The sequence below is a fragment of the Streptomyces alkaliterrae genome (genome assembly GCF_007097205.2).
Classification (GTDB): Bacteria; Actinomycetota; Actinomycetes; order Streptomycetales; family Streptomycetaceae; genus Streptomyces; species Streptomyces alkaliterrae.
Map to the genome: position 1 here is coordinate 1 of NZ_VJYK02000428.1, position 3,537 is coordinate 3,537.

The following is a 3,537-nucleotide window of genomic DNA, read 5'->3' on the forward strand; positions in this document are numbered from 1 at the left end:
CTCTACTGCTTCCGGTGATCGCCATGGGAGCGACTGCCATGGCGACCGCGGTGACGGTGGTGCGCGGCGGGTCGGACGGGTCGGACGGGTCGGCGGCCGGGTCGCCGGAGGCGGTCTCCGTGGAGGCGGTCTCCGCCGAGGCGGTCTCCCGGAGGTAGGGGAGGATGCCGCGGTGCAGCAGGGCGTGGCGCCAGGCGGCTCTGGCGGCGGCGACGTCGTCGGAGGTAGGGCTGGATCCGGCCATCAAGCCGTGGCCGGAAACCGACCCTGGCCGGATCGCGCTGGAGGAGTTCCGCAGGGCGGTGAGCAGCAGGGTGACCGCGCCGACGAGGGCCGTGGCGACGGCGATCGCGGCGAACACCCAGCCGACGTTCCGCATGGACGCGGCGATGTCCGGTTCGGGCGAGACCAGGTGCAGGGCGTAACCGACTGTCAGGAAGATGACGGCGGCGGCGCCGGCGAGCACCGGTACCAGGACCGAGGCGACGGCGAACAGGCCCGCGCCGGTCTTCTCCTCCGGGCCCGAACCCGAACCCCGGCCCGGGCCGCCGGGCCGGGCCGGCGCGCCGCCGGGCCCCGGCTGCCCGCCGCCCGCCGTGGCCGGCTGCCGCAGCCGCTCTCTGGTGTGCACGTACTCCGCGTACTCGGGGGCGGCCGCCGCGGCGATCGTGGCCGCGTCCGCCAGGGCCCTGGCACGCAGTCGGCCGTCCTCCGTGCGCCGGCCGGGCCCCGTGGCCGTGCGGGCGGCGGCGTGGCGCAGCGCCTCGTCGAGGACCCTCTCGAACTCCGGGCGGTCCTCCAGGCGCAGGTGCGGAGCGCTGTTCATGTGTGCATCCCCCGATGCTCCGTAGGGCCGGGGCGCGGATCGGCTCCGGCGTTCGGTGGGGCCGGCGCGACCGGTGCCGGGGGTCGCCCCTGCCTCAGGGGTGGTGGGTGGCCGCGCGTCCGGTGGTGAGCGATCTTCAGCGGGTGTGCGGCTGGACTGATGTTAGAACTCTTCCCGCGACAGGTGACAGGGTGTTGTCGAAATTGCTCACCCCGGTGAACTCCGCGCGCGAGTTGTCACGACCGCTGCCCCACCGTCCGCCGCGGTCGCCCTTCCTGCCGTACGGCCGTTCCGAGACCGTACGACCACCCACCGTACGCCTGCCCGCTCCGACGGGGCGTCAAGCGGCGGGCACCGTATTCCGTGGTTCCGTCACCAGGGGGAGTTGTGCGATGAGTAGTTTTCCGGCCATCGTGACGCCGCCGTCCATGGCGATGGCCAGCTGGTCGGCGTAGACGTAGGGCCCGTTGACCTGGACACCGCCCTCGCCGTCGCTCTCCTCGCCGGCGACCTCGCCGAGCAGGTAGGGGATGGGGCTGTGGCCGTGCACGACGCGGTGCCCGCCGAAGGTGTCGAGGAGCTCGCGGGCGGTCTGCGGACCGGCCTCGTCGCGGAACGCGAAGCGCTTGGTGAACTTGCGGAACAGGTCCCAGGTCACGTCCGGGTCGCGCTCGTCGAGCGCGGCGGTGATGGCGTCGTTGACCGCCTCGATCGTGTCGCCGTACTCCAGGTAGGCGGCGCAGTCGGAGTGCAGCAGCAGGTGGCCGTCCTCGACGGCCATGGCGTCGAGCCGGGCCATCCAGCGGATGTGGTGGTCCTGGAGGCGTTCCATGTCGCCGCGCTGTCCGCCGTTGAGCAGCCAGGCCGCCTGGAAGGAGGCGGTGCCCGCACCGGAGTTCACCGGGGTGTCCCCGAAGCGCTGGGCGCCGAGGATGAGCAGCTCGTGGTTGCCGAGCAGGGCCTTGCAGTAGCCGCCGGCGGCGGCGGCCTCGGCGGAGAGCTGCATGACGAGGTCGATGACGCCGATCCCGTCCGGGCCCCGGTCGGTGAAGTCGCCGAGGAACCACAGCCGGCTGTTGCCGGCGGCCCAGTGTCCCGCCTGGTCGACGAGGCCGGCCTCGAACAGCGCGGCGCGCAGTTCGTCGAGGTAGCCGTGGACGTCGCCGACGACGAAGAGCGGGCCGGGGGCGGCCGGCTCACCGGCCGCCGGCGCGGGCACGGGCGCCGGGACCGGGGTGTCGACGAGGGTGGGCGTGGGCGCGGCGGGGGTGCCGACGACGGGAATGTTCCGCTCGGTCGGGGTGTAGCCGTCGTCCTGGGAGGCGACCTCCGGCGCGGCGCTGCCCGGGTGAGCGTGCTGCCATGCGTCGGGTCCCTGACCGGCCCCCTGAGTCATCGACCCCTCCACCGTTATCTGCCGCTGTGCACCCTTGTGAGCATGATCTGGTCCGAGCCAGCCCGGATGCCGTCCGCCCATCATAGGAACGAGGCTCGGCGGTTGCGACGCACCAGGGGGGTGCCGATTGCCGCCATGAAGCGCCGCGACGGGAATTTCTCCTGAATTCTCCGTTTACCCCGTACCACGAAGAGGTGATCGATCTTCTGACGGCGGGTGGGGGTCACCGGTCGTCCGCGTGCGGCGGACGCGGTGGGTTGACCTTCGGGCTGCGGCTGCGCCGCTGCGAGGACGTCCGCACGATCAGGTCGGTGGGCATGATGCGCTGACGCGGCGCGTGCGGCACCGGCGGCCCGCTGGGCCCGGGCGCGGGGCGGCGGTCGTCGCTCTCGATGGCGTCGATGAGCAGTTGTACGACGGTGGTGCCGATGTCGCCCGGTTTGAGGGAGAGCGTGGTGATGGGCGGCTCGGTCGCCGCGTACACCGTGGACTCGCTGCAGCAGACGAGCAGCAGGTCCTCCGGGACGCGCAGCCCGTAGCGGCGGGCGGCGGCGAGCAGGTCGGTGCCGTTCGGGTCGAAGAGGCCGTAGACGGCGTCGGGCCGGTCGGGGCGGGCGAGCAGCCGGTCGGCGGCGACGGCGCCGGCGCGCGGGTCGTGCGCCGGGTACGCCTCGTAGACCGGGTCCTGCCCGACGCGCTCGCACCACCGCAGATAGGCGCTGGTGGAGAGCCGGGTGTAGGTGTCCGTGCTGGTGCCGGTGAGCAGGCCGATGCGGCGGGCACCGGAGTCGGCGAGGTGGTCGAGGAGGTGGGTGACGGCCGCCTCGTGGTCGTTGTCGACCCAGGCGGTGACGGGCAGGGAGTCGGCGGGGCGGCCGTCGGAGACGACGGGGATGCCCTGCTGGACGAGCTCGGTCACGACGGGGTCGTGGTCGGCGGGGTCGATGACGACGGTGCCGTCGAGGGCGACGTTGGACCAGACGTCGAGGGTGCGGTGGCGGGCCGGCGCGGGCAGGATCACCAGCGCGTAGCCGCGGGCGAGCGCTGCGGACGTGGCGGCTCTGACCATGTCGGCGAAGTAGGCGAACTCGGTGAAGGTGAACGGTTCTTCGCCGTAGGTGGTGACGGTGAGGCCGATGAGGCCGGATTTGCCCGTGCGCAGGGTGCGGGCGGCGGCGGAGGGGCGGTAGCCGAGGCGGTCGGCGACCTCTCTGACGTGTCGCCGGGTGGCGTCGGGTAGTCGCCCCTTGCCGTTGAGCGCGTCGGAGACCGTCGTGATGGACACGCCTGCGGCGGCGGCGACGTCCCGAATGCC

At 73.3% G+C, this 3,537-nt stretch carries 3 protein-coding genes; all 3 read right to left on the reverse strand.

What is annotated here, in order from left to right:
• Positions 1-826 (reverse strand): hypothetical protein (locus FNX44_RS25060; RefSeq protein WP_143651272.1); only part of this gene is annotated, 826 nt, incomplete at its 3' end.
• A 340-nt stretch (positions 827-1,166) separates the two neighbouring features.
• The gene (locus FNX44_RS25065) at positions 1,167-2,222 is read right to left on the reverse strand and encodes a metallophosphoesterase (RefSeq protein ID WP_143651273.1); all 1,056 of its coding nucleotides are present in this window, start codon (positions 2,220-2,222) and stop codon (positions 1,167-1,169) included.
• A 223-nt stretch (positions 2,223-2,445) separates the two neighbouring features.
• The coding region (locus FNX44_RS25070) for a LacI family DNA-binding transcriptional regulator (RefSeq protein ID WP_143651274.1) at positions 2,446-3,537 on the reverse strand (1,092 nt) is incomplete at its 5' end.

Excerpts from the sequence above, each read along its gene's own strand:
- FNX44_RS25065 (WP_143651273.1), bottom strand. The coding sequence starts at position 2,222 with ATGACTCAGGGGGCCGGTCAGGGACCCGACGCATGGCAGCACGCTCAC.